Origin of the sequence: Paratractidigestivibacter sp. (assembly GCF_052362415.1) — a bacterium.
Lineage (GTDB): Bacteria > Actinomycetota > Coriobacteriia > Coriobacteriales > Atopobiaceae > Paratractidigestivibacter.
Genome location: NZ_DAWEMK010000041.1, coordinates 12,762 through 13,990, shown reverse-complemented (window position 1 = coordinate 13,990; position 1,229 = coordinate 12,762). Strand labels below are relative to the sequence as shown.

The window sequence follows — 1,229 nt, the reverse complement described above, 5'->3', positions numbered from 1 at the left end:
CCGTTGCCTCATCTATGTACAGGTCTCCCTCGCGCCCGCCGGTGGCGGGCTGGCCTTCCCCCGTCGTAACCTTGGTGCCGGGCTTCCCCGCCGGGACGCCGAGGTTGAGCCTGCCGCCCGCTATCTCGACGGTGGGAGCGTCATCGGGCCCGAGCTGCGTGGCGGTGCCCGCCTCGAGGGCCTTGCCGGACGCCGCGATGGCGTCCTTGACCCACTGCTTGACGTCCTCCCACGTCTGCACCTCGTCGTCCGTCTGGATGTAGCCGTCGGGCTTCGCGCGCGGCCTCACGGGGAAGATGGCGCGATCGAGCGTCTCGCTCCCGTCCGACGCCCAGACGGCGATGGCCCTCCCTACGCTGAGCACCTGTGACGGCACCCTCGCGACGCCGTCCCTGACGTCGACGACCACGGCGCGCTGCGACTCGGCGGCCGCGAAGTGCGCCTGCGTGGCGCCCGCGACGTCGAGCCGCACGCTCCTGCCGGTGTCCCACTGCCACAGGTCGCCGCCTATGACCATGATCAAGGCTGATCACCCCACTCTCGTGCCGCTCGGCGACGCGCCGTAGGTCGCGCTCGCTCCCGCGCCCGTCGCCGATATGACCTTGCTGCTTATCTCCACGCTGACCGTCACGTTGGGCGAGTAGTGCCTTGCCTCCACGACGTCGCCGAGGCCGAAGCTCACGCCCTCGCCGACGGTGACCTTGACGTTGCCCTCCGTCTGCATGTCCTTCAGGCGGCTCATGGCCTGGTCTCGCAGGTCGTCGCCCTCGCTGTTGTTGGCGTCGTAGTATTCCTCGAGCTCGAATACGCCTGCCATGGCCTTCGCCGTCCCGACGTTGCCCTTGTTGTCGGCGTAGACGTCCACGACCTCGCGCGAGGCCAGCTCGCCCTTGCCCGCCGCCTTCAGGTGGTTGGTGACCAGCAGGTCGGAGGACAGGTCGAAGTCCACGAGGTCGGAGTCGACGCGGCCGCGCCAGTCGGTCACCTTGGCCGCCTGGAGCCTACACGCTCCGTCTATCCACCTCGCGTCGAGGCGCAGCCCCGCCGACCTCATGGCAAGTCGCAGGTTCGTCCATGCGTCCGGCACGTCGCGCGAGCACCGGTAGCTCACGGAGACGCCCGCGTCGCCGTCGGGCACGGTGAAGAAGGACCCGAGCCCGAGCCGGGCCACGGCCGAGCGAAGCACGGCGTTGGCGTCGCCCGACAGCGTGAGGTAGTCCTGCCCCGAG

General features: G+C 69.9%; 2 protein-coding genes. Both read right to left on the bottom strand.

Annotated features, from left to right (window positions below; all coding sequences use genetic code 11):
- The coding region (locus ACT84W_RS05785) for a hypothetical protein (protein WP_444328531.1) at window positions 1-523 on the bottom strand (523 nt) is incomplete at its 3' end.
- Window positions 524-529: 6 nt separating this feature from the next.
- A partial coding sequence (locus ACT84W_RS05780; protein WP_444328530.1) for a hypothetical protein occupies window positions 530-1,229 on the bottom strand: 700 nt, incomplete at its 5' end.